Consider the following 20934-nt stretch of genomic DNA (forward strand, 5'->3'; position numbering starts at 1 on the left):
GCGCAGCAATGCAAAAACCCCGGTCTTGCGGCCGGGGTTTTCTTTTGTCTGAAGATATGCGGATCGCAAAGGATCAGATCGCCGATTTGGCGCTTTCTTCCAGATAGATCTCGCGCAGGCGCACGGCGACGGGGCCGGGCTTGCCGCTCGCAACCGGCTTGCCATCCACTTCGACGACCGGCGTCACGAAGGCCGAGGCCGAGGTGAAGAAGGCCTCATCAGCGGCTTGTGCTTCCTCAATAGTGAAGGGGCGCTCCTCGATGGTCATCTGCGCTTCGCTCGCATAGCGCAGCAGCGCCGCACGAGTGATCCCGTGCAGGATGTCATTCGACAGCGGGCGCGTGATGATCTTGCCGTTTTTCACGATATAGACGTTATTCGACGAGCCTTCGGTCACGAAGCCGTCCTCGACAAACCATGCATCATCCACATGCGCTTTCTTGGCCGCCATCTTGGCCAGCGACGGGTAGAGCAGCTGCACGGTCTTGATGTCGCGACGGTGCCAACGCAGATCCGGCACGGAAATGACCTTGATGCCTTTCTTGGCCTTGGGGTCATCCAGCAGGCCGTTCTTGGCTTGGGTATAAAGCACTACGGTCGGCTTCACATCGGCGGGCGGGAAGGCGAAGTCGCGGTCACCGGCATTGCCGCGCGAGATCTGCAGGTAGATGCCGCCGTCGATGAACTCGGGATTGCGTGCGATCAGCTCGCGGTGGATCTCCAGAAGCTCTTCGCGGCTGAGCGGGTTCTGCATCTCCAGCTCGTTCAGCGAACGGGCAAGACGCTTCACATGGCCCTCGAAATCCCACAGCTTGCCGCCGATCACGGCAGTCACCTCATAGACGGCATCGCCCATGACAAAACCACGGTCGAAGATCGAAACCTTGGCCTCTTCTTCGGGGATATACTCACCGTTGAGATAAACAATACGGCTCATCGGCCTTACTCCTTCTTCCCTCAGCCCCAAAGCGACGCTTCGGGCGGATAAACTTTACCGTCTTCGTAATGCAGCGGCTGGTCACGGTCTTCTGCCAGAAGCAGCGGGGCGTCAAGATCGACGATGTCCGCCCCCTGCGCCACGAGCGTCGCGGGCGCCATGCCCAGAGACGAGCCCAGCATACACCCGACCATTACCTTATAGCCCTCGGACAGAGCCAGATCGCGCAGCGCAAGCGCCTCGGTCAGGCCGCCGGTCTTGTCGAGCTTGATGTTGATCATGTCGTATTTGCCGCGCAGATGCGCCATCGAGGCGCGGTCATGGCAGGCTTCATCGGCGCAGATCGGCACCAGACGCTCGACGCCCATCAGGCCCTCATCAGCGGCGGCAGGCAGGGGCTGCTCGACCATCGCGATATTGAGGCGCACCAGATGTTTCTGGATATCGAGGAATGTCTCCATCTCCCAGCCTTCATTGGCATCAAGGATGATCTTGGCCTTGGGCGCGCCTTCGCGCACGGCCTCGAGACGCGGAATATCGTCAGGTGTGCCGAGCTTGATCTTCAACACGGGGCGATGGGCGTTTTTCGCGGCCTTCTCGCGCATCTTCTCGACTGTATCGAGCGAGAGCGTATAGGCGGTCACTTCCGGCTTGGGCGCAGTAAGCCCCGCCAGCTCCCAGACGCGCTTGCCGGCCTTCTTGGCCTCCAGATCCCACAGCGCGCAATCCACGGCATTGCGCGCGGCACCGGCGGGCAGTGCCTCCTGCAGCTCCATACGGGTGATACCGGCGGGCAGCGAATTGATCTGCGCGGTCACACTATCGAGCGTCTCGGCGTAGCGGGCATAGGGCAGGCACTCGCCCCAGCCGGTCAGGCCATCGCGGTCGATCCGCACGGTCAGCACGTCGGATTGCGTGCGCGAGCCGCGCGAGATGGTGAATGCCTCGGCGAGTTTGAAACTGTCGGGGGTAACTTTGATCATGATATCTTCCTCACTCTGGCTCTGGCCATGCGTTCTGACGGCCCTTCGACCGACAAGCTAAGACTTTTTGCGAGAGTGTCAGTAAAAACCCGCCGAGACGTGATCCCGGCGGGTATAGGGCTTACTCGGCGGCGACGGCGTCGAGAGCTTCGAGCGCATCGACCAGCGGACCGGCACCGAAGCGGAAGGGGTCGGTTGCGGGAAGGCCCATTTCGGCTTCGACCTTGGCCAGATAGGCTTTGGCTTCGGCTTCCGGCATATCCTTGGTGTTCACCGAGACACCGACAACCTTACAGTCGGAGTTCGCGACCTGCGCCAGTTGCAGCGCCAGATCGGCCACGGCCTGGATCGACGGCAGCTGGTAGCCCGGCAAACCACGCATATGCGCACGGGTCGGCTCGTGGCAGATCACCAGCGCATCGGGTTGGCCGCCATGGATCAGCGCCATGGTCACGCCCGAATAGGACACATGGAACAGCGAGCCCTGACCCTCGATCAGATCCCAGTGATCATCGTCGTTATCGGGGGTCAGATATTCGATCGAGCCGGCCATGAAATCGGCGATCACGGCATCGAGCGGCACACCGTCACCGGTGATCAGGATACCGGTCTGGCCGGTGGCACGGAAGCTGGCCTTCATGCCGCGCTCGCGCATCTCTTTTTCCACGCAGAGCGCGGTATACATCTTGCCGACCGAGCAATCGGTGCCCACGGCCAGCATGCGCTTGCCGCGGCGCTTCTCGCCATTGGCGATCGGATATTTCACCGAAGGGATACGCACGTCATGCAGCTGACGGCCGTGTTTCTCGGCAGCGGCCACCAGATCGGCTTCTTCGCGCAGCAGGTTATGGAGGCCCGAGGCCAGATCCATACCGGCTTCGAGCGCCTTAATCAGAACTTCTTTCCATGCTGCGGAAATTACGCCACCACGGTTGGCCACGCCGATCACCAGCGTCTTGCAGCCTGCCGCAACAGCCTCGTCCAGAGTCATGTCGGTCAGACCCATATCGGCCTTGCACCCGTCCATACGGAACTGGCCCACGGCGAACTCGGGACGCCAGTCCTTGATACCTTGCGCCACTTTCGCGGCCAGAGAGTCCGGCGCGTCACCAAGGAAAAGCAGATACGGGGTTTCGATAAGCGCCATAACAAGGCCTCCAAATTAGTCGTTGATCCTAAGCTAGGCTCTTTTCGATGAAATTTCTTTGGTATTTGGGGATCATTCGAATGATAATTCTGAAATATATTTCGTCAAAAGGCCATTTGGCCGATTTTATTTGCACGATGCCGGAAATTCGTCGGAGATTGAGCGGTGATTTTAATGATTCAAGCAAGACTGTGCCGCATAAACGAGTCGTTCATTCTGCAATGCAGAAAATCATTGAAAATCGGCGCGCAACAATATACCGAATTATGTATCGGGATAGAAATATCATTACCGGAGGACCGATGAGTTTCCGCATCCAGCCCACCCCACCTGCCCGCCCGAACCGGTGCCAGCTCTTTGGCCCCGGTTCCAACACGAAGCTCTTCGCCAAGATGGCAGCCTCTGCGGCGGATGTCATCAATTTGGACCTCGAAGATAGCGTCGCGCCCAATGATAAGGCGGTTGCCCGCAAAAACATCATCGCCGCCAGCCACGAGATCGACTGGAACACTAAGTATCTCTCGGTGCGGATCAACGCGCTCGATACGCCCTACTGGTATCGCGATGTGGTCGAGCTTTTGGAGGAAGGCTCGGAGCGCATCGACCAGATCATGATCCCCAAGGTCGGCTGCGCAGCGGATGTCTATGCGGTGGATGCGCTGATTACCGCGATCGAAACCGCCAAGGGCCGCAAGAAAAAGGTCAGCCTCGAGGTGATCATCGAATCTGCCGCCGGTATCGCCCATGTCGAGGAGATCGCGGCCTCCTCGCCACGCCTGCAGGCGATGAGCCTCGGTGCGGCCGATTTTGCCGCCTCGATGGGGATGGCGACCACCGGTATCGGGGGCACGCAGGAAAACTACTATATGCTGCATGAGGGCGCGAAATACTGGTCCGACCCGTGGCATTGGGCGCAAACAGCGATTGTGGCGGCCTGCCGCACGCATGGGCTCCTGCCGGTCGACGGCCCGTTTGGCGATTTCTCCGACGACGAGGGCTTCCGCGCACAGGCGCTGCGCTCGGCCACGCTGGGCATGGTCGGCAAATGGGCGATCCATCCCAAACAGATCGCGCTCGCCAACGAGGTCTTCACGCCCTCCGAGGCAGCGGTGACAGAAGCGCGCGAGATTCTGGCGGCGATGGAACAGGCAAAATCCGAAGGCGCTGGCGCGGCGGTCTATAAGGGCCGTCTTGTCGATATCGCCTCGATGCGTCAAGCCGAGGTCATCGTGCGACAGGCCGAGATGATCGGCGTGTGATTACGTCAGCGGGAGCCGGATCTCTGTCCGCAGCTCCCGCTCGGGCACTTCTTCGGGATTGTTGAGATAGACCTCATAGGCCACCAGCCCGCGATGGGTCTCGCCCGAGGCCGGATACCATTCGTCGCCCAGCTTGGCATAGGCCTGCGGTAGTTGCCGGTAGGAGCCTGTCACTTCCAACACCGCATAACGGCCCTCGGGATAATGGATTTCCCTGAGGGGGGCGACGATGGGACAGCCCTCGGACACGATGAAACAGGCATCCGAACGCAGCTTGTCCACAGGGGTCACACGCGGATTGTCGTAACCTATAGCCGCCGCCCCCAGAACATGACGCCACAAAAGTCCTTCTTCGAAAACATTGACCAGACGTCCGAACGCCTCCTCCAGATCCTCATAGGCTCCGCGATGCGCGATCCCTGCCAGCCGGACGGCCGCAACATCCCGAATAGTGACCTCGCCAATCATCCTACTCTCCTCACCACCTGAGGCTCATGTAGCATAGGTTTCACATCCTCACAGCCCTACCGTTGCATTTCCATGCGCACGAGGTCATATAGGCGCCATCGAGCCAACCGGAGGGTCACGATGATCAGCTATCTCGAATTCGAAAAGCCCCTTGCCGAGATCGAGGGCAAAGCCGAAGAGCTGCGCGCCTTGGCACGGGCAAACGATGAGATGGATGTAGAGAAGGAAGCAGCCGCGCTGGACAAGAAAGCCGCGCAGATGCTGAAAGACCTGTATAAGGATCTCTCGCCCTGGCGCAAATGTCAGGTCGCCCGTCACCCCGAGCGTCCGCATTGCAAAGACTATATCGAGACGCTCTTCACCGAATTCACGCCGCTTGCAGGCGACCGCAACTTTGCCGATGACCATGCCGTCATGGGTGGCCTTGCGCGCTTCAACGACCAGCCGGTGGTGGTGATCGGCCACGAAAAGGGCCATGACACCGCCTCGCGCATCGCGCGCAATTTCGGCATGGCGCGCCCCGAGGGCTACCGTAAAGCGATCCGCCTGATGGAAATGGCTGATAAGTTCGGCCTGCCGGTGATCTCTCTGATCGACACCCCCGGCGCCTATCCGGGCAAGGGCGCGGAAGAGCGCGGCCAGTCGGAAGCGATTGCACGTTCGACCCAGACCTGCCTCAACATCAAGGTTCCGATGATCTCCATCGTAATCGGTGAAGGTGGTTCGGGCGGGGCCGTGGGCTTTGCCGCAGGCGACCGCGTCGCGATGCTCGAACATTCGATCTATTCGGTGATCTCGCCCGAAGGCTGCGCCTCGATCCTGTGGAAGGATGCCGAGAAAATGCGCGAAGCCGCCGAGGCGCTGCGCCTGACCGCGCAGGATCTGAAAAAGCTCGAGGTGATTGACCGGATCATCAAGGAACCGATGGGCGGCGCACAGCGCGACCGCGCCGCGACCTTTGACGCTGTGTCCAAGGAAATCACCGCGATGCTGAAAGAGCTTGCCGGCCGTGACGGTGCTGCGCTCGTCAAGTCGCGACGCAAGAAATTCCTCGATATGGGATCCAAGGGCCTCGCGGCCTGATCCCTGCCGGACAGTAAAAAGCCCCCGCCAGTCCTGCTGAGCGGGGGCCTTTCTTTTGGTGCGGAGCGGGATCAGCCTTTCGGATCCAGCTCGGCCACAATCGGCATCCCGGCCTCCGCCATCAGCATATTCGACCGCGTCTCGATCTGGGTCTCGATCTCTGCCATGAAGGCATCGACCTTCAGACCGGGCTCGATGGCAGGCAGGAACTCGATCACTGCCAGACCGGGTTTGCGCAGGATCGCATGTTTGGGCCAGAACAGCCCCACATTCACCGCCACCGGCACCGCCGCCGTCTTCAGCGTGGAATAGAGTGCCCCCGCACCGACCTTGTAGGGCTTGGTATCACCGGGCGCGACACGGGTGCCCTGCGGGAAGATCACCAGTTGCCCGCCCTTTTCCTGCCCTTTCTTGGCGGCTTTCAGCATCGCCTTCACCGCCGCACCGCCCTTGCCGCGGTTTACCGGAATGCAGCCGATGGCCCATGCGAACCATCCCAGAAACGGCATATAGGCCAGCTCGCGCTTCATGATGAACTTGCCCTTCGGCAGGGCCGAATAGATTATCAGGATATCCATGAAGCTCTGGTGTTTGGCGCAGACCAGCACATCGCCATCGGGCACCGTGCCGCGCACCTCGGTGCGCAGCCCCACCAGCCAGCGCGCGGTAAATCGGATCCAGTGGCAATAGGTCCGGCAGATCATCACCGCCACGTTACGCCCGCCAATCAGCGCGAACGGAAACAGGCAGACCGTCATCACGGCCATCACCAGATACATCTGGACGATAAAGACGAGCGAGCGGAGATATTGCATCAGCGGATCCCTTTCAGCATGCGCATAGCGGCAAATTGCGTGGCCCCATAGGCCACAACAGCCGCCAGAACCGGAATCAGAAGCGGCCAGAACCAACCCGCCCCTGTGAAGCCGAGCCCCGTAAGGAAGGCCCCTGCGGGGCTTGCATCGGGCAGCATCGCCACAGCGGCCATGCCCAGAAGCGTTCCGATTATCGCCCCCGCCAGTCCGCGGGCGGTGAAGCGGCGCACAAAGGCGCGGGCGATGAACTGGTCGCGCGCGCCCACAAGGCGCAGCGTGCGGATCACCTGACCATTGGCCGCCAGCGCCGCTTGCGCGGCCAGTGTGATCATCCCCGCCATGGCCCCTCCGATCAGGACAAGCGACACCAGCCCGAGCATCCGCAGCCGGCCGGCCGCCTGCACCAGCGGGCGCCGCCAGCGGGTATGGTCATCTAGCACCGCACCGGGGGCCTCGGCCTGCAGCCTGAGCCGCAGCCCTTCCACATCGATCCCCTGCCCGCTTTCGGTGATCTCGACAAGGCGCGGCAGCGGCAGCGTATCCACCGGCAGGTCGGAGCCGAACCACGGCTTCAACAGCTTCAGCATCTGGTCATCATCCAGCGCCTTGTAGTCCGAGATACCCGGCGTCTCGCCCAGCACCTTGAGAACCGCATCGACCTGCGTCTGCATCTGGTCCTCGGGCGCCGAGATCCGCACCGTGGCGGTGCGCGCCAAGGCATCGGCCCAGCGATGCGCCAGCCGGTTCGTCGCGAGCGATAGCGCCAGCGCGAAGACCGCCAGAAAGGCCATCGCGGCGGCCGTGATCAGCGTCAGCCGCGCGGTGAAACCCGTGGGCGGGACGACCCTCCCCGCCGTGCCCTGCTCGATCTTGAGGAAATTCATCATCACAGGTCCGCCCCCGCCAATTGCAACCGCCGCCCCGAAATTCGCAAAACCCGCGCCTGCACCTGCGCCTTGGCCTGCCGGATCAGGTTGAGGTCATGGGTGGCGATCACCACCGTCTTGCCCATCCGGTTCAGCTCCACCAACAGCCCCAGCAGCCTGAGCGACATTTCCCAATCGAGGTTGCCGGTAGGCTCGTCAGCCAGAATGACATCGGGGCTCATCATCACCGCGCGGGCCAGCGCCGCACGCTGACGCTCGCCGCCCGAAAGCTGGGGCGGCAGGGCATTGGCCTGCGCCTTCAGCCCGACCCAGGCCAGAAGCTCGCCGATTTCCTGCGGATGCGCGGGCCGCCCCGAGACGGTCAGCGGCAGCGCGACATTCTCGATCAACGGCAAATGGTCGAGAAACTGGCAGTCCTGATGCACCACGCCGATCCGTTGACGCATCATCGCGCGGTCATCGCGGGTCATGGCGCGCACATCCTGCCCCATCAGGCTGATATGGCCCGCCACCGGCAACAGTTCGGCATAGCACATCTTCAGAAACGAGGTTTTCCCTGCGCCGGACGGGCCCGTCAGAAAATGGAACGATCCGGGGACGAGCCTGAGAGAGACCTCCGATAGAAGCTCGATCCCGTTATAGCCAATCGCGACATTTTCTAATTCGATCACCAAAGGCCCCCTCGCATCGTCATTTTTGCTCTGATCGATGCTAATACTTGGATATTGATTGGCTGCTTGCTACAACATCGTAAAATGAATTGCCAGATTGGCGGTAACGTCCCGAGCGGACATTGGGCCCATATATAGTGACCGAGGCATATCCCCAATGCGATTGACCTGCCCCAAATGCGCAGCCCAATACGAAGTCAGCGACAAGGTCATTCCCGATGGCGGGCGCGATGTGCAATGCGCGAACTGCCAGACGATGTGGTTCCAGCCGTCGGCGCGCATGCTGGCCATGCCCCATCCGGCCGAGGATCCCCGTTATGCCAAGGCCCCCGGTTTCAGCGAGGCCCCACAATCCGAGTGGCAACCGGGCGGCACGATCCGCAATCTGGCCGATGCCGACCGCGCGCAGGATCTCCACGACGATGCCATTGCCGCCGAAATCGCCAAGGCGCTCGAGGATAACAAGGCCCTGCCGGAAGAGCCCGTAATGGCAGAGAGCTCCGAGCCCGAGGAGCTCTCTGGCGATCCGGACAACGAGATCGGGGAGGAGCTTCGCCCCGCACCCCAACCGGGCCTGATGCCGCGCCGCAAGCTTGATGACGGGCTTCTGGCGATCCTTCGCGAAGAGGCAGAGCGCGAGGCGCAAGCCCGCCGTGCCGAGGGCAGTCTGCTGCAGACGCAAGAAGAAATGAACCTCGAGCCGGTCGCCAAGGCCGCCGCCAGCCGTGTGCAGGCCAAGCTGGCTCTTCTGCGCCAGACACAGGAAGCCGAAACCGCGCAGCCGGTCGAGGACCGGACCGTCGAGGAAGATAGCCCGGCGGACACCGTCTCCGGAGAGGAGGATAACTTCTGGCCAGAGGGCACGCCATGTGCCGAAACCGAGGACGGCTTGGAAGACAGATCCGCGGAATACGAGCCCGACGAGGCGATCCCCGAGGACGAGCTATCCTTTGGCGAGGACGCATTCGAGGCCGTCCTTCCCGCACCCGAATTCTCGCAGGACGACCCCGAGGACATTCCCGTCGTGGCGGCCTATGCAGAACCGCTGAGCCCCGAGGAATTTGCGAACGAGGATCCCGATTACCATATCGGCGCGACGCTGGACGAGGATGATTTTCTTGGTTCCGAAGAGCCGGAACCCGAAGCTTCCGAACCTCAAAAGCCCGAGGAAGCTGCCAAGGACAAGGCCCATGTCTCGGTCAGCTATACCGGAAACACCGCGACCGAGCCCGAAGCGCCACAAGAGCCCGAACCGGAAACGCCGGAGGAAGAAACCGAACTTCTGCATGTCGAGCCAGTCCTCGTGCCGCCTGCGCCGCCTCTCCATCCGGTCGACAAGGTCAACCATTTCAGCCGTCGCGACCAGTTGCCCGATATCGAGGAGATCAACTCCACGCTGCGCGCCACCTCTGATCGCGGTCGTCATGCCGCCGCGTTCGATGCGCCGCAGACACTGGCACGCCAGCGCAGCGGGTTCCGGCTGGGCTTCGGGCTGGTGGTAGGGTTGGCCGTGATCATGGCGGCGCTCTATCTGGCCTCGGACCAAATCTCGGCCACGATCCCCGCACTGCAGGTGCCTCTGGCAGGCTATGTCGCGGCTGTCGATCAGGCGCGTCTGGCACTTGATATACAGCTTGAGAAGCTGATTGTCTGGCTGGGCGGCACGAACTGAACGCCGCGCCGCCAAATCCCGCCCGTCAGAACCGGTCCAACAGCCGGTCGAGATAATCGCGCTCGTCCGCGCTGCGGTCGCGTTCGGCCTGACGGCGGCGGATTTCGTCCAGCAGATCGCGCGCGCGGCCATAGGGGTTCTCCCCTTGGAGCATATTCTCGTCGGTGCCCACGCGGTTGCCATCGCCCGCCGAGCGGCCGAGTGGATCCCTCGGCACCTCGCGCTGGCCATTCTGTCCGCCCTCGCCGCCGCGTGCCTCGCCCTGTTCGCCCTGCTGGCCCGCCTGACGGCGTTCCTCGCCGTTTTGTGCATTGTTCAGCGCCTGCATCCCGTCGCGAAGGGACTGGATCGCCTCGGCCTGATTATCGAGCGCACGGCCATTATCCCCCTCGCGCAGCGCCTCCTCGGCACGTTCCATCGCCTCGCCAGCGTCATTGAGACGCTTCTGCGCGCGGTCGCTTTCTTCCGAGCCCAGATCGGGTAGCAGGCCCTTCTGGCGGTCGAGTTCCTGCCGCAGCGCGCGTTGGCGCTCGGACAGGCTCTGACCAGAGCTGCCATTGCCCTGACCGGGTTGACCCTCTCCGCTCTGCTGGCCCTGACCATTCTGCTGACCCTGCGACTGGCCTTGTTGACCCTGACCCTGCTGACCTTGGCCCTGTTCGCCATTCTGCAGATCGCGGAAGGCTTCGTCGGACAGTTCCTGCTGGTCGCGCAAGGTGTCGCGCAGGCTCTGCATCTGTTGGTTGCCCTCGCCCTGGCCCTGCGTGACCTGCATGTTTTCCATCATGCGGTTGAACTGTTCCAGAAGCTCCTGCGCCTCGGCCATGAGGCCTTCCTTCATCAGGCGCTGGATCTCGTCCATCATCTGCTGGAGCTGGTCACCGGTGATCTGCTGGCCCTGCTGCTGACCGTCCTGCGGCGGCTGGTCGCCCTGATCCTTGTTCCGCTCGGCCAGCATGCGGATATAGTCGTCGGTCGCCTCTTTCAGCTCCTGCATCAGCTTGTCGATCTCGTCCTGCGAGGCGCCGTTGCGCATGGCCTCCGACAGACGCTCCTGCGCGCGCTGCATCCGTTCGAGCGCATTGGACAGCCCGCCATCCTCGACCAGCTCGGCCATCTGCCAAAGCATATCGGCCAGCTCATCGCGCACCCCGGGCGTCTCGAGCCCCTGATCGAGCCGCCCGATCACGCCCCGCAGCAGCACCCGCACCTCGGTCGAGCGGATCAGATCGGTGGCGCGATTGTTCAGGGCCTTCAGGATCTCGGCGACATAGGGGCCATTCTCGCGGTTCCACAGCAGGTCCTGCCGCATCTCGATCAGCGCCGAGGCCAACGGATCGAAGAAGCGCCGCCCCGGTAGGGTGATCTCCTGCCAGCCGCTGCTGCCGGTCTGGCCGCGCCCGTCGGTCACATCCAGCTCGAGCTTCACCGGCAGGTTGGCCCAAGGGTGCTTCTCGGCCTGCTCGACCAGTGAACCATCGAAATCGCTGCGCGAACCGGTATAGGGCATCGGCAGATCGAAAATCAGGGTCTCGCGCGGTTCGGGATCGATTTTCAGCCCGAATTTGCGCGGGATGGCCGCCAGATCCAGCTTGATCTTCGCCTGCCCACTGGTCACGGCATAATCATCGGAGGCATGGAAGGGCAGAACCATCGTGCCATCGGCACGGCGTTCCACGCTGCCCGTCAGCGCCACTTCGGGGGCGTTATCAGGGGCAATTGTGATGTCGAACTTGCGCCCGCCATTGGCAGATATCTCGACGATCCCGTTCTGCACCGCCTCGAAATCGCGGCGCGAGACATCGGTGGTGGCCTCGGATTGCGGGACCGCCGCAGGACTGGACACGCTTTCGGTAAAACCGATCGCGCTTGCATCGCCATAGAAGCGGAAAGAAAACCGCGTGCCCTCTGGCAACGTGAGCGTATCGGTCTTGAGATTGTTCAGGTAGAGGCCGGGCTGGCCGGTATAGCGCGGCGGCTCGGCCCAACCTTCCCAGCTGGGGCCCATCGCGGCGAGGGCGGGCGCGGTGCCGCCCGGCACAGCGCCCGGATTGAACATCCGCGCGGGCGCGCCAAAGACGAGCGCAACAACCAGCAACAGGATCGCTGTCATCCTGAGCGCGTAAGGGTCGCGCGGTGCGAGATCGGGATCGGGGCGCACTGCCTTGGCCGCCTTGGCACGCTCGGCCATGCGGGTCATATGGGCCTGCCATAAGGCCGCGGTGGCCGGATCGTCCCCGCCCAGAGCCATACCATCACCCAAAGCGGTCAGTGGACGACCTGGGAGGGTTTCATCAACCCGCGCGAGGGCCTCGGCACGGCTGGGCCAATGGAACGCTCTGAAACCAATGGCTAATGTGGCACAAAGCGCCAACGCCCAGAGGAGCACGATCCCCCAGAACACACCCGCAGGCAGTTCAGCCAGCCCGAAGGCAAGCGCCGCCACCGCAACGGCCAAGAGCGAAAGCGCGGGCCAGAAGGCACGCAAACCACGTTCGACCACAAGCCCGAGGCGGGTCTGCGAAATCTTGCGGGACACCTTCCGCAGAGCGGGATCGGTGGATGAGAGGACGGGATCAGGCTTGCGCTTTGTCATCGGTCCTTTCCGGGCGTGTCGGACACGCCCGAAACAGGGTCGTGCTTAGAGCCACTCTGGAATGCTATCGCGAGAAAGCATTTCCTCAAAGCTTGGTCGTTGGCGGATAACAGCGAAGTGATCACCACGCACCAGAACCTCGGGGATCAGCGGGCGCGAGTTATATTCGGAGGCCATGACCGCACCATACGCCCCTGCCGAGCGGAAAGCTACAAGATCTCCGGCACCTACGGGTGGAAGATTGCGGGCCTTGGCGAAAGTGTCGCCGGTCTCGCAGACAGGGCCCACAATATCGAAGGGCTCCTGCTCGACGCCGGCTTGTGCCTCGACCACCGGAATGATGTCGTGATGCGCGCCATACATCGACGGGCGCACCAGATCATTCATCGCCGCGTCGAGAATCAGGAAGTTCCGGCCCTCGCCCTCTTTCAGATAAATCACCTCGGAGACCAGAATACCGGCATTGCCCGAGATTAGACGGCCCGGCTCGATCTCGATCTCGCAGCCCAAATCGCCCACAGCACGGCGGATGACATCGCCATATTCGATCGGCAGGGGCGGTGCGTTATTATCGCGCTGATAGGGAATGCCCAGACCGCCACCCAGATCGAGACGACGGATATCGTGACCGTCGGCGCGCAGGGCGCGTGTCAGTTCGGCCACCTTGTTGAAAGCGGCTTCGAAGGGTTCGAGATCGGTCAGTTGCGAGCCAATATGCACGTCAATACCCACGACATCGATCCCCGGCAGCTTTGCCGCCATCGCATAGACAGCCTGCGCCTTAGCGATCGGAATCCCGAATTTATTCTCGGATTTGCCGGTGGCGATCTTCTCATGGGTTTTGGCATCCACATCGGGGTTCACGCGGATGGCGATGGGGGCCTTGAGCCCCTTGGCCACCGCGATGTCCGAAATGGCCAGCAATTCAGGCTCGGATTCCACGTTGAACTGGCGGATACCACCGTCAAGCACCAGCGCGATCTCCTCGCGGGTCTTGCCCACGCCCGAGAACACGATCCGCTCGCCGGGGACGCCCGCAGCCTTGGCGCGACGATATTCCCCACCCGAGACCACATCCATACCCGCGCCCAGATCGCCCAGCAGTTTCAGCACCGCCAGATTGCTGTTCGATTTGATCGCGAAACAGATCAGATGATCGGTCCAGCCAAGCGCCTCCTGGAACAGCTTGAAGTGACGTTCCAGCGTGGCGGCCGAATAGATATAGACCGGCGTGCCGACCGATTTGGCGATCTCCGATACGGGCACATCCTCGGCATGCAACGCACCATCTTTATATGTGAAGTGATCCATGAGGTCTTTCCGATACCCTGTAAGAGGACCGCCCGTGCCGGGCGGCCTGATATTATTGGTTCTGCTGTGCTTCGGCAGGCGAGACCGGCGGACCTTCGACCCCGCAGGCCGCCAGCGCCAGAAGCGCTAGGACAAGTGCAGCCTTCATGCCAGCGCCTCTTTCCAACGAGTGATCTGGGCGCGCACCTGCGCGGGCGCGGTGCCACCATATGACATCCGCGAGGCAACAGAGTTATGCACACCCAGCACCGTGAAAATGTCCTCGGTGATAGCTGCATTGACCGACTGCATATCCGCAAGCGTCAGATCCGGCAGATCGCAGCCCTTGTCCTCGGCCATTGCAACCAGCGTGCCGGTCACATGGTGGGCGTCGCGGAAGGGCAGACCCGCCTCGCGCACGAGCCAGTCGGCCAGATCGGTCGCGGTGGAAAAGCCGCTCGATGCCGCCGCTTCGAGCTTGTCGGTCTTGACGGTCAGATCGGAGATCATGCCCGCCATCGCCGCCAGCGACAGCATGAGGTTGTCGGCGGCGTCAAACACCTGCTCCTTATCTTCCTGCATATCCTTGGAATAGGCGAGCGGCAGGCCCTTCATGATGGTAAAGAGGGCCACTGTCGCGCCGAGGATACGGCCGATCTTGGCACGGATCAACTCGGCCGCATCGGGATTGCGCTTTTGCGGCATGATCGAGGACCCCGTCGACCATTTGTCCGACATTGCGACAAAACGGAACTGCGCGGAGGACCAGATCACCAACTCCTCGGCCAGACGGCTCATATGCACGGCGCAGATAGAGGACGCCGAGAGGAATTCGAGCGCGAAGTCACGATCCGATACCGCATCGAGGCTATTGGCCATCGGACGGTCGAAATCGAGCGCCTTCGCGGTCGCATGGCGATCGATATCGAACCCGGTGCCAGCCAGCGCCGCCGCCCCCAGAGGTGATTCGTTCATACGCTTGCGGGCATCGGTGAAGCGGCCCAGATCGCGCGCGAACATCTCCACATAGGCCATCATGTGATGGCCCCAGGTGACCGGCTGCGCGGTCTGCAGATGGGTGAAGCCCGGCATAACCCAATCGGCGCCAGCTTCGGCCTGACCGATCAGCGATTTGATCAGCCCGTCAAGCCCATTGATTGCTGCGTCGCATTGATCGCGCACCCAAAGACGGAAATCGGTCGCAACCTGATCATTGCGCGAACGCGCGGTGTGCAGACGGCCCGCTGGTTCGCCAATGATCTCTTTCAGCCGCGCCTCGACATTCATGTGGATATCTTCGAGCGCTGTGGAGAAGGTGAACTTCCCCTCTTCGATCTCTGACAAAACGGTGAGAAGACCTTCCCTGATGGCGCTTGCATCGTTATCAGTGATGATACCCTGCGCGGCCAACATCGCGGCATGGGCCCGGCTACCCCGGATATCCTGTGCGGCAAGACGCTGGTCAAACCCGATCGAGGCATTGATCGCCTCCATGATCGCGTCGGGACCTGCGGCGAAACGCCCGCCCCACATTGCGTTGGAGGATTTCGGTTCGCTGGTCTGTTCGGTCATCTTTCGGCCCTGTCATCTGGAGGCAAAATGCTGCGGTCCCTCGTCCTTTATACGGCCCTCGCGCTTGGTGCAAATGCGGCGATGGCTGCGGAGCTCGATCAGTACAAAACCGGCGAGATGCAGAAACTGGTGACCTATGACGCGCCGATCAGCCTGCCGGATGTGGCGTTCGAGGATGAAGGGGGCCAAGCGCACCATCTCGCAGACTACCGGGGAAAGGTGGTCGTGCTGAATTTCTGGGCCACATGGTGCGTTCCCTGCCGCGAGGAAATGCCGGCACTGGAAAACCTGCAGAGATCAGTGGGTGGGGATGATCTGTCGGTGGTCACGGTTGCGAGCGGACGAAATTCGGCGCAGAAGATCGACCGGTTCTTTGCCGATATCGGGGTCGAGAGCCTGCCGAAATATACCGACCGCTCCCAACGGGCCGCACGGTCCTTAGGGGTGCTGGGCCTGCCGGTAACGATTATCATCAATCGCGAGGGGCAGGAAGTAGCACGGCTCATCGGCGGCGCCGACTGGTCCGGCACGGACGCGCAGGCATTTCTGCGCGCCGTTGTTTCCGAGTAGATCTAAGGGGTTGGATCAGGCGGTGCTGCGCATATAGGAGGACATCGCATTTTCGATGACCTCGGAAAGCTGCATGATCGCCTCGAGCCGTTCCTTGATATCGGCATGGAAGGAATCAAGCTGGTCGATCGTTGTCGAAAGACCACCGACATCCCGCATCCGGCCGCATTCCACGCGCCCGAGCACGCGGATCGTGTCGAGGCCCAGCATCTGGCGCCGAATATCGGCACTGGCGCGATTGAGTTCGGCCGCGTAACCGACGGCGCGTGACATGGCTGCCCGAGCATCATCGGTGCATTTCGCCTCGAGGCGGTTCAGAAGTGCCTGCTCCTCCATCCAGTCAATCTGCGGGACCGGAACGCTTTTATCGATATTCACGACCATCTCGGACATGACACGGTTACAACCGATCAGGAAGAGGACACGCGCGACCTCGCGGGACAGCCGCTCGCACATATTGTCGCTACCGCCGACGAAACTTGCCAGACGCTGCGAAATAACCTGAGAACTCGCTTTGTAATTCTCGGAAATCGCCGATACCGGCCCGCCCGAAGGCTCCATCCGCGAAGCGACGATTCGCATATTGTTCGGAACGGATTGCAGCGCCTCGAAGCTGCGCAGCAGCTTCACCTGCTGTTCGGTCGCCTTCTCAAGCGCATGGTTCATCTCGGCAAGTATACGGGTACGGCGGTCTGCGGTACGTTTCAGCCGGTCATCACGCTTTGCAAGCTCCTGCCCCAGAGCATAGGCGATAAAGCTCGTATAGCTCGAGAACCCCTGAGTGGCGGCCTCTTCGCGCAGCAGATCTGCCGAGTCTTCCGCTGTCAGCCCCTCACGTTGCTCCCGCTCCACGATTTGCGGATAGATCTCCTTGATCCGCTGGAACACATCACTCGACGGCTTGAGACGCACACTGAGATACCCCCCCTCAATTGGGAGAATTACAGCCAGAACCCAGTAATAATCACCATTTTTACAACGGTTCTTCACATAGGCCCCGATCGGGTTTCCCTTCTGGATCGAGTCCCACATGATGCAGAACACGCCCTTGGGCACATCCTTATGGCGAACAACCTTATGGGGGGCGTTGATCAGCTCGTCCCACGAGAAACCAGCGACGCGCTGGAAGACATCGTTCCCCGCCTGAATGACACCGCGCGTATCGGTGCGAGAATAAAACAGTTCATCAAAACCGAACGGGGCCTCACTCTCGTGAGTCGTCGAAAAACCGGTCTGCGCGTTCATAAACCAATGCCCTTTTGCGTGGATCTGCAGGCACCATATGCCGATTGCGGTTACGGTTTGGTTTACGCCGCTGAGCACACAGACATTCAGGATCCGTTTACCATAAAGGTAAGAGAAATTTCCTATTTACAAAATCTTAGCCCTAAAGTTGCAATCTCACACGGTCCACTGACGGAGCGCAAAAGATGAAAAGCGATTCTAATCTCGATCTCGATACCGACCATTCGTCCGAAAGCCCGCTTTCCTTCGCGATTGCCCAGCGTGACAAGAATACCATAGCTATGGTGGAGCGTGCAGTCGAACGGCACGACGTCGTGCTCGCGTTCCAGCCCGTCGTCCAGACCTCGCGGCCCGATCAGATAGCATTTTACGAAGGCCTGATCCGTGTTCTGGACGAGCGTGGCCGTGTCATTCCGGCCAAAGATTTCATCGAAACGGTCGAGAATACCTCGCTCGGGCGCAAGCTGGACTGCCTCGCGCTTGAGGCAGGCCTGATCGCCTTGCGTGAGAATGACGGGCTTCGCCTGTCCATCAATATGTCGGCGCGTTCGATCGGCTATCCGAACTGGATGAAGACGCTGAACAAAGGGCTGGCCGCCGATGAAACGGTTGCCGAGCGGTTGATTCTGGAAATAACCGAAAGCTCGGCGATGCAGATGCCGGAACTGGTCACCGTCTTCATGCAGGATCTACAGGCGCGTGGCGTTGCCTTTGCACTGGATGATTTCGGCGCGGGCTACACGTCTTTCCGTTACCTGCGCGAGTTCTATTTCGATATTCTCAAGATTGATGGCCAGTTCATCAAAGGCATCGCCGAAAGCCCCGATAATCAGGTTCTGACCGAGGCGCTGATGTCGGTTGCGCGGCATTTCGAGATGTTCACCGTCGCCGAAGCTGTCGAGAACTGCGACGATGCCGCATTTTTGACCTCATTGGGTGTCGATTGCATGCAAGGTTACTATTTCGGAGCGCCAACAATTATGCCACCTTGGAAGACGCCCCCGGCGGGCAGAATGCGTGCGTGAACGGTTTAACTCGTATTTGTCCTGAAATTGCATTGTTGAAGATATTTTCTCTGACGCGGTCCTTGTGTGGCAAGGTTTACCGAACAGATCGTTCTTGCCATCATCTGAAAAACAATATTTCAAAAAATCATTGAAATCTTTACGATTGACACTTGACCTCCTCCTGCGAGACGGCATCCTGCGATGCAAGCGCGATAGAAATCGCTTCTCAGGAGGAAAGAATAATGACCAATGTCGTCATCGTTTCGGCTGCACGCACCGCAGTTGGCAGCTTCAACGGATCACTCGCAGACGTTCCAGCCCAAGACCTTGGCAAATCTGTCCTCGAGGCCGTCGTCGAGCGTGCAGGCATCGACAAGGCGGATGTCAGCGAGACGATTTTGGGACAGGTCCTCACGGCCGGCCAAGGCCAGAACCCTGCGCGTCAGGCGCATATTAACGCCGGTCTGCCGATCGAGTCGGCGGCATGGAGCATCAATCAGGTCTGCGGCTCCGGCCTTCGCTCGGTCGCGCTGGCGGCACAACATATCATGCTGGGCGATGCCTCCATTGTCATCGCGGGCGGACAGGAAAACATGTCGATGTCGCCCCACGTCGCCCATCTACGCTCGGGCACCAAGATGGGCGACATGAAAATGATCGACTCCATGATCAAGGATGGCCTGTGGGACGCATTCAACGGCTACCATATGGGCCAGACAGCGGAGAACGTCGCCGCCCAATGGAAGATCAGCCGCGAGATGCAGGACGAATTTGCCCTCGCCTCACAGCAGAAAGCTGAAGCTGCGCAGAAGGCCGGCAAGTTCAAGGACGAGATCATCCCCTTCACGATCTCGACCCGTAAAGGCGAGATCATCGTCGATGCCGACGAATATATCCGCCACGGTGCCACCATCGAGAGCATGCAGAAGCTACGCCCCGCGTTCATGCGCGACGGCGGTACGGTCACGGCCGGGAATGCTTCGGGAATCAACGACGGCGCCGCTGCGGTTCTACTGATGACCGAGGAAGAGGCCGAGAAACGCGGTCTTACCCCGATGGCGCGAATTGCCTCCTATGCAACGGCTGGCCTAGATCCCTCGATCATGGGCTGTGGTCCGATTCCTTCGTCGCGCAAGGCGCTCGAAAAGGCAGGGTGGTCGGCCGCAGATCTGGACCTGATTGAAGCCAATGAGGCGTTTGCCGCCCAAGCTTGTGCCGTGAACAAGGATATGGGCTGGGACACCTCCAAGGTGAACGTCAATGGCGGCGCAATCGCAATCGGTCACCCGATCGGTGCAAGCGGGGCCCGTATCCTGAACACCCTGCTGTTCGAGATGAAGCGCAGCAAAGCCAAAAAAGGCCTCGCCACGCTGTGCATCGGCGGCGGCATGGGCGTGGCAATGTGCCTTGAAGGGCTATGAGCCCTCAACCGCACTACGAATTATAACGGACAGACTATAAGGGCCAGAACCGGCCCAGGAGGAAAAGAATGCCCAGAGTTGCACTCGTGACCGGCGGATCCCGCGGTATCGGCGCGGCGATCGCCAAGGCTCTGAAAGCCGCAGGCTATACCGTTGCCGCCAATTATGCCGGTAACGACGAGGCCGCTGCCAAATTTACCGAAGAGACCGGCATCCCGACCTATAAATGGTCAGTTGCCGATTACGATGCCTGCGCCGCAGGGATCGCCAAGGTCGAGGCCGATTTGGGTCCCGTGGATATCCTCGTCAACAATGCGGGCATCACGCGTGACGCACCGTTCCATAAAATGACCAAAGATCAATGGGATCAGGTCATCGGGACTAACCTGTCGGGCGCGTTCAACATGACCCATCCGCTCTGGCCGGGCATGCGCGAGCGCAAATTCGGGCGCGTGATCAACATCTCGTCGATCAATGGCCAGAAAGGCCAGTTCGGGCAAGCCAATTACTCGGCGGCGAAGGCGGGCGATATCGGCTTCACCAAAGCACTTGCACAGGAAGGCGCGCGCAACAACATCACCGTCAACGTCATCTGCCCGGGCTATATCGCGACCGAGATGGTTATGGCCGTGCCGGAAAAGGTGCGCGAGGCCATCATCGGCACCATCCCTGTGGGCCGTCTGGGCGAGCCGGAAGATATCGCGCGAGCCGTGGTCTTCCTCGCCTCCGACGAGGCAAGCTTCATCACCGGCTCGACGCTCTCCGCGAATGGCGGTCAGTATCTGTCCTGAAGCCTTGGATACCGCACATGAAAAAGGCCCGTCACGCGCGGGCCTTTTCCTTTTGGGGTCCCTCGGAAGCTCCGGCCCGTTCTCGACCGGAAGGCACAGAGGGGCTGCTCGGCAAACGCTGCTGCCGATCACTGACGTTGACATCCCGACCCGTGTCTACGGGCCATCATGGATAGGGTCTGGGGTTGAGGTCCACGGTGCTGGCCAGCTGATCCTGCGGATCCCGTGTGTCCTCGCTAACGTGCTGCGCTGCAGCCCAAGGATCGGGCTACAACAGTGAGGTCACGCCTGTTCGAGACGCACGATCTCCTGCTTGATATGCAGTTTCTGCTTCTTCATCTGGGCAATTTGCAGCCCGGGGAAGCCAGGATTTCGAGTCGCGCGCTCAACCTCGGCGGACAGAGCCTGGTGCTTCTTGCGGAGTTCGGTGATATGCGAACTGAGCGACATGGGCAGTCTCCTCTCTGTTTGAGCCCTTACAGTTCAGCACGTTTTTTCGTTTCTGTCACGAGTTTGTCGT

At 60.9% G+C, this 20934-nt stretch carries 19 protein-coding genes; 7 read left to right on the top strand and 12 right to left on the bottom strand.

The window, feature by feature from the left end; translation table 11 throughout:
• Window positions 1–73: 73 nt before the first annotated feature.
• The 3 genes from VSX56_RS09385 to dgcN all read right to left on the bottom strand — a co-directional run bounded on the left by VSX56_RS09385 (window position 74) and on the right by dgcN (window position 3067).
• Window positions 74–937: a D-amino-acid transaminase gene (locus VSX56_RS09385; RefSeq protein ID WP_350936621.1), complete on the bottom strand. Its 864-nt coding sequence runs from the start codon at window positions 935–937 to the stop codon at window positions 74–76.
• Between the two features lie 20 nt (window positions 938–957).
• The gene (gene dgcA / locus VSX56_RS09390; protein ID WP_350936821.1) at window positions 958–1923 is read right to left on the bottom strand and encodes an N-acetyl-D-Glu racemase DgcA; all 966 of its coding nucleotides are present in this window, start codon (window positions 1921–1923) and stop codon (window positions 958–960) included.
• Between the two features lie 118 nt (window positions 1924–2041).
• Window positions 2042–3067 carry an N-acetyltransferase DgcN gene (gene dgcN / locus VSX56_RS09395; RefSeq protein ID WP_350936624.1) on the bottom strand — a complete coding sequence of 342 codons (1026 nt, stop codon included), beginning with the start codon at window positions 3065–3067 and terminating at the stop codon, window positions 2042–2044.
• Window positions 3068–3369: 302 nt separating this feature from the next.
• On the opposite strand from dgcN, the gene VSX56_RS09400 reads away from it, so the two are divergent.
• Window positions 3370–4326: an L-malyl-CoA/beta-methylmalyl-CoA lyase gene (locus tag VSX56_RS09400; protein WP_350936626.1), complete on the top strand. Its 957-nt coding sequence runs from the start codon at window positions 3370–3372 to the stop codon at window positions 4324–4326.
• Here VSX56_RS09400 and VSX56_RS09405 read toward each other — a convergent pair whose 3' ends face one another.
• A complete protein-coding gene (locus tag VSX56_RS09405) occupies window positions 4327–4794 on the bottom strand; it encodes an AraC family transcriptional regulator (protein ID WP_350936629.1) in 468 nt (155 codons plus the stop codon).
• Between the two features lie 123 nt (window positions 4795–4917).
• On the opposite strand from VSX56_RS09405, the gene VSX56_RS09410 reads away from it, so the two are divergent.
• The gene (locus tag VSX56_RS09410) at window positions 4918–5877 is read left to right on the top strand and encodes an acetyl-CoA carboxylase carboxyltransferase subunit alpha (RefSeq protein ID WP_350936824.1); all 960 of its coding nucleotides are present in this window, start codon (window positions 4918–4920) and stop codon (window positions 5875–5877) included.
• Window positions 5878–5948: 71 nt separating this feature from the next.
• Here the strand turns inward: VSX56_RS09410 and VSX56_RS09415 are convergent, their stop codons facing one another.
• Genes VSX56_RS09415 through VSX56_RS09425 form a run of 3 tightly spaced genes read right to left on the bottom strand, consistent with a single transcriptional unit; the run spans window position 5949 to window position 8250 of the window.
• On the bottom strand, window positions 5949–6692 hold the full coding sequence (locus VSX56_RS09415; protein WP_350936631.1) for a lysophospholipid acyltransferase family protein: 744 nt from the start codon (window positions 6690–6692) through the stop codon (window positions 5949–5951).
• The gene (locus VSX56_RS09420; RefSeq protein ID WP_350936633.1) at window positions 6692–7579 is read right to left on the bottom strand and encodes a cell division protein FtsX; all 888 of its coding nucleotides are present in this window, start codon (window positions 7577–7579) and stop codon (window positions 6692–6694) included. Before VSX56_RS09420 ends, VSX56_RS09415 begins: the two co-directional genes overlap by 1 nt.
• Complete coding sequence (locus VSX56_RS09425; RefSeq protein ID WP_339114003.1) at window positions 7579–8250, bottom strand: cell division ATP-binding protein FtsE; 672 nt, start codon at window positions 8248–8250, stop codon at window positions 7579–7581. Before VSX56_RS09425 ends, VSX56_RS09420 begins: the two co-directional genes overlap by 1 nt.
• 157 nt (window positions 8251–8407) lie before the next feature.
• Between VSX56_RS09425 and VSX56_RS09430 the strand changes: the two genes are divergently transcribed.
• Window positions 8408–9922 (top strand): zinc-ribbon domain-containing protein, encoded by a 1515-nt coding sequence (locus VSX56_RS09430; protein WP_350936636.1) that lies wholly within the window; start codon window positions 8408–8410, stop codon window positions 9920–9922.
• A gap of 25 nt (window positions 9923–9947) precedes the next feature.
• Here the strand turns inward: VSX56_RS09430 and VSX56_RS09435 are convergent, their stop codons facing one another.
• The 3 genes from VSX56_RS09435 to argH all read right to left on the bottom strand — a co-directional run bounded on the left by VSX56_RS09435 (window position 9948) and on the right by argH (window position 15380).
• Complete coding sequence (locus VSX56_RS09435) at window positions 9948–12518, bottom strand: TIGR02302 family protein (RefSeq protein WP_350936638.1); 2571 nt, start codon at window positions 12516–12518, stop codon at window positions 9948–9950.
• A gap of 45 nt (window positions 12519–12563) precedes the next feature.
• The gene (gene lysA / locus VSX56_RS09440) at window positions 12564–13829 is read right to left on the bottom strand and encodes a diaminopimelate decarboxylase (RefSeq protein WP_350936640.1); all 1266 of its coding nucleotides are present in this window, start codon (window positions 13827–13829) and stop codon (window positions 12564–12566) included.
• A 144-nt stretch (window positions 13830–13973) separates the two neighbouring features.
• Complete coding sequence (gene argH / locus VSX56_RS09445) at window positions 13974–15380, bottom strand: argininosuccinate lyase (RefSeq protein WP_339113999.1); 1407 nt, start codon at window positions 15378–15380, stop codon at window positions 13974–13976.
• Window positions 15381–15407: 27 nt separating this feature from the next.
• Here argH and VSX56_RS09450 point away from each other — a divergent pair, with 27 nt between their 5' ends.
• Window positions 15408–15950: a TlpA family protein disulfide reductase gene (locus VSX56_RS09450; protein WP_339113998.1), complete on the top strand. Its 543-nt coding sequence runs from the start codon at window positions 15408–15410 to the stop codon at window positions 15948–15950.
• Window positions 15951–15965: 15 nt separating this feature from the next.
• Here VSX56_RS09450 and VSX56_RS09455 read toward each other — a convergent pair whose 3' ends face one another.
• Complete coding sequence (locus tag VSX56_RS09455; protein WP_339113997.1) at window positions 15966–17195, bottom strand: PAS domain-containing protein; 1230 nt, start codon at window positions 17193–17195, stop codon at window positions 15966–15968.
• A gap of 185 nt (window positions 17196–17380) precedes the next feature.
• On the opposite strand from VSX56_RS09455, the gene VSX56_RS09460 reads away from it, so the two are divergent.
• The 3 genes from VSX56_RS09460 (at window position 17381) to phbB (ending at window position 20414) form a co-directional block, all read left to right on the top strand.
• Complete coding sequence (locus VSX56_RS09460; protein ID WP_339113996.1) at window positions 17381–18220, top strand: EAL domain-containing protein; 840 nt, start codon at window positions 17381–17383, stop codon at window positions 18218–18220.
• Window positions 18221–18444: 224 nt separating this feature from the next.
• Window positions 18445–19623, top strand: coding sequence for an acetyl-CoA C-acetyltransferase (locus VSX56_RS09465; RefSeq protein ID WP_339113995.1), 1179 nt, complete (start codon window positions 18445–18447; stop codon window positions 19621–19623).
• Window positions 19624–19691: 68 nt separating this feature from the next.
• Window positions 19692–20414 (top strand): acetoacetyl-CoA reductase, encoded by a 723-nt coding sequence (gene phbB, locus VSX56_RS09470; RefSeq protein ID WP_339113994.1) that lies wholly within the window; start codon window positions 19692–19694, stop codon window positions 20412–20414.
• Between the two features lie 282 nt (window positions 20415–20696).
• On the opposite strand, the gene VSX56_RS09475 is transcribed toward phbB, so the two are convergent.
• Window positions 20697–20864: a YdcH family protein gene (locus tag VSX56_RS09475; RefSeq protein ID WP_339113993.1), complete on the bottom strand. Its 168-nt coding sequence runs from the start codon at window positions 20862–20864 to the stop codon at window positions 20697–20699.
• Window positions 20865–20934 lie beyond the last annotated feature (70 nt).

The organism is Thioclava kandeliae (assembly GCF_040297545.1).
In the GTDB taxonomy this organism is placed as follows: Bacteria; Pseudomonadota; Alphaproteobacteria; order Rhodobacterales; family Rhodobacteraceae; genus Thioclava; species Thioclava kandeliae.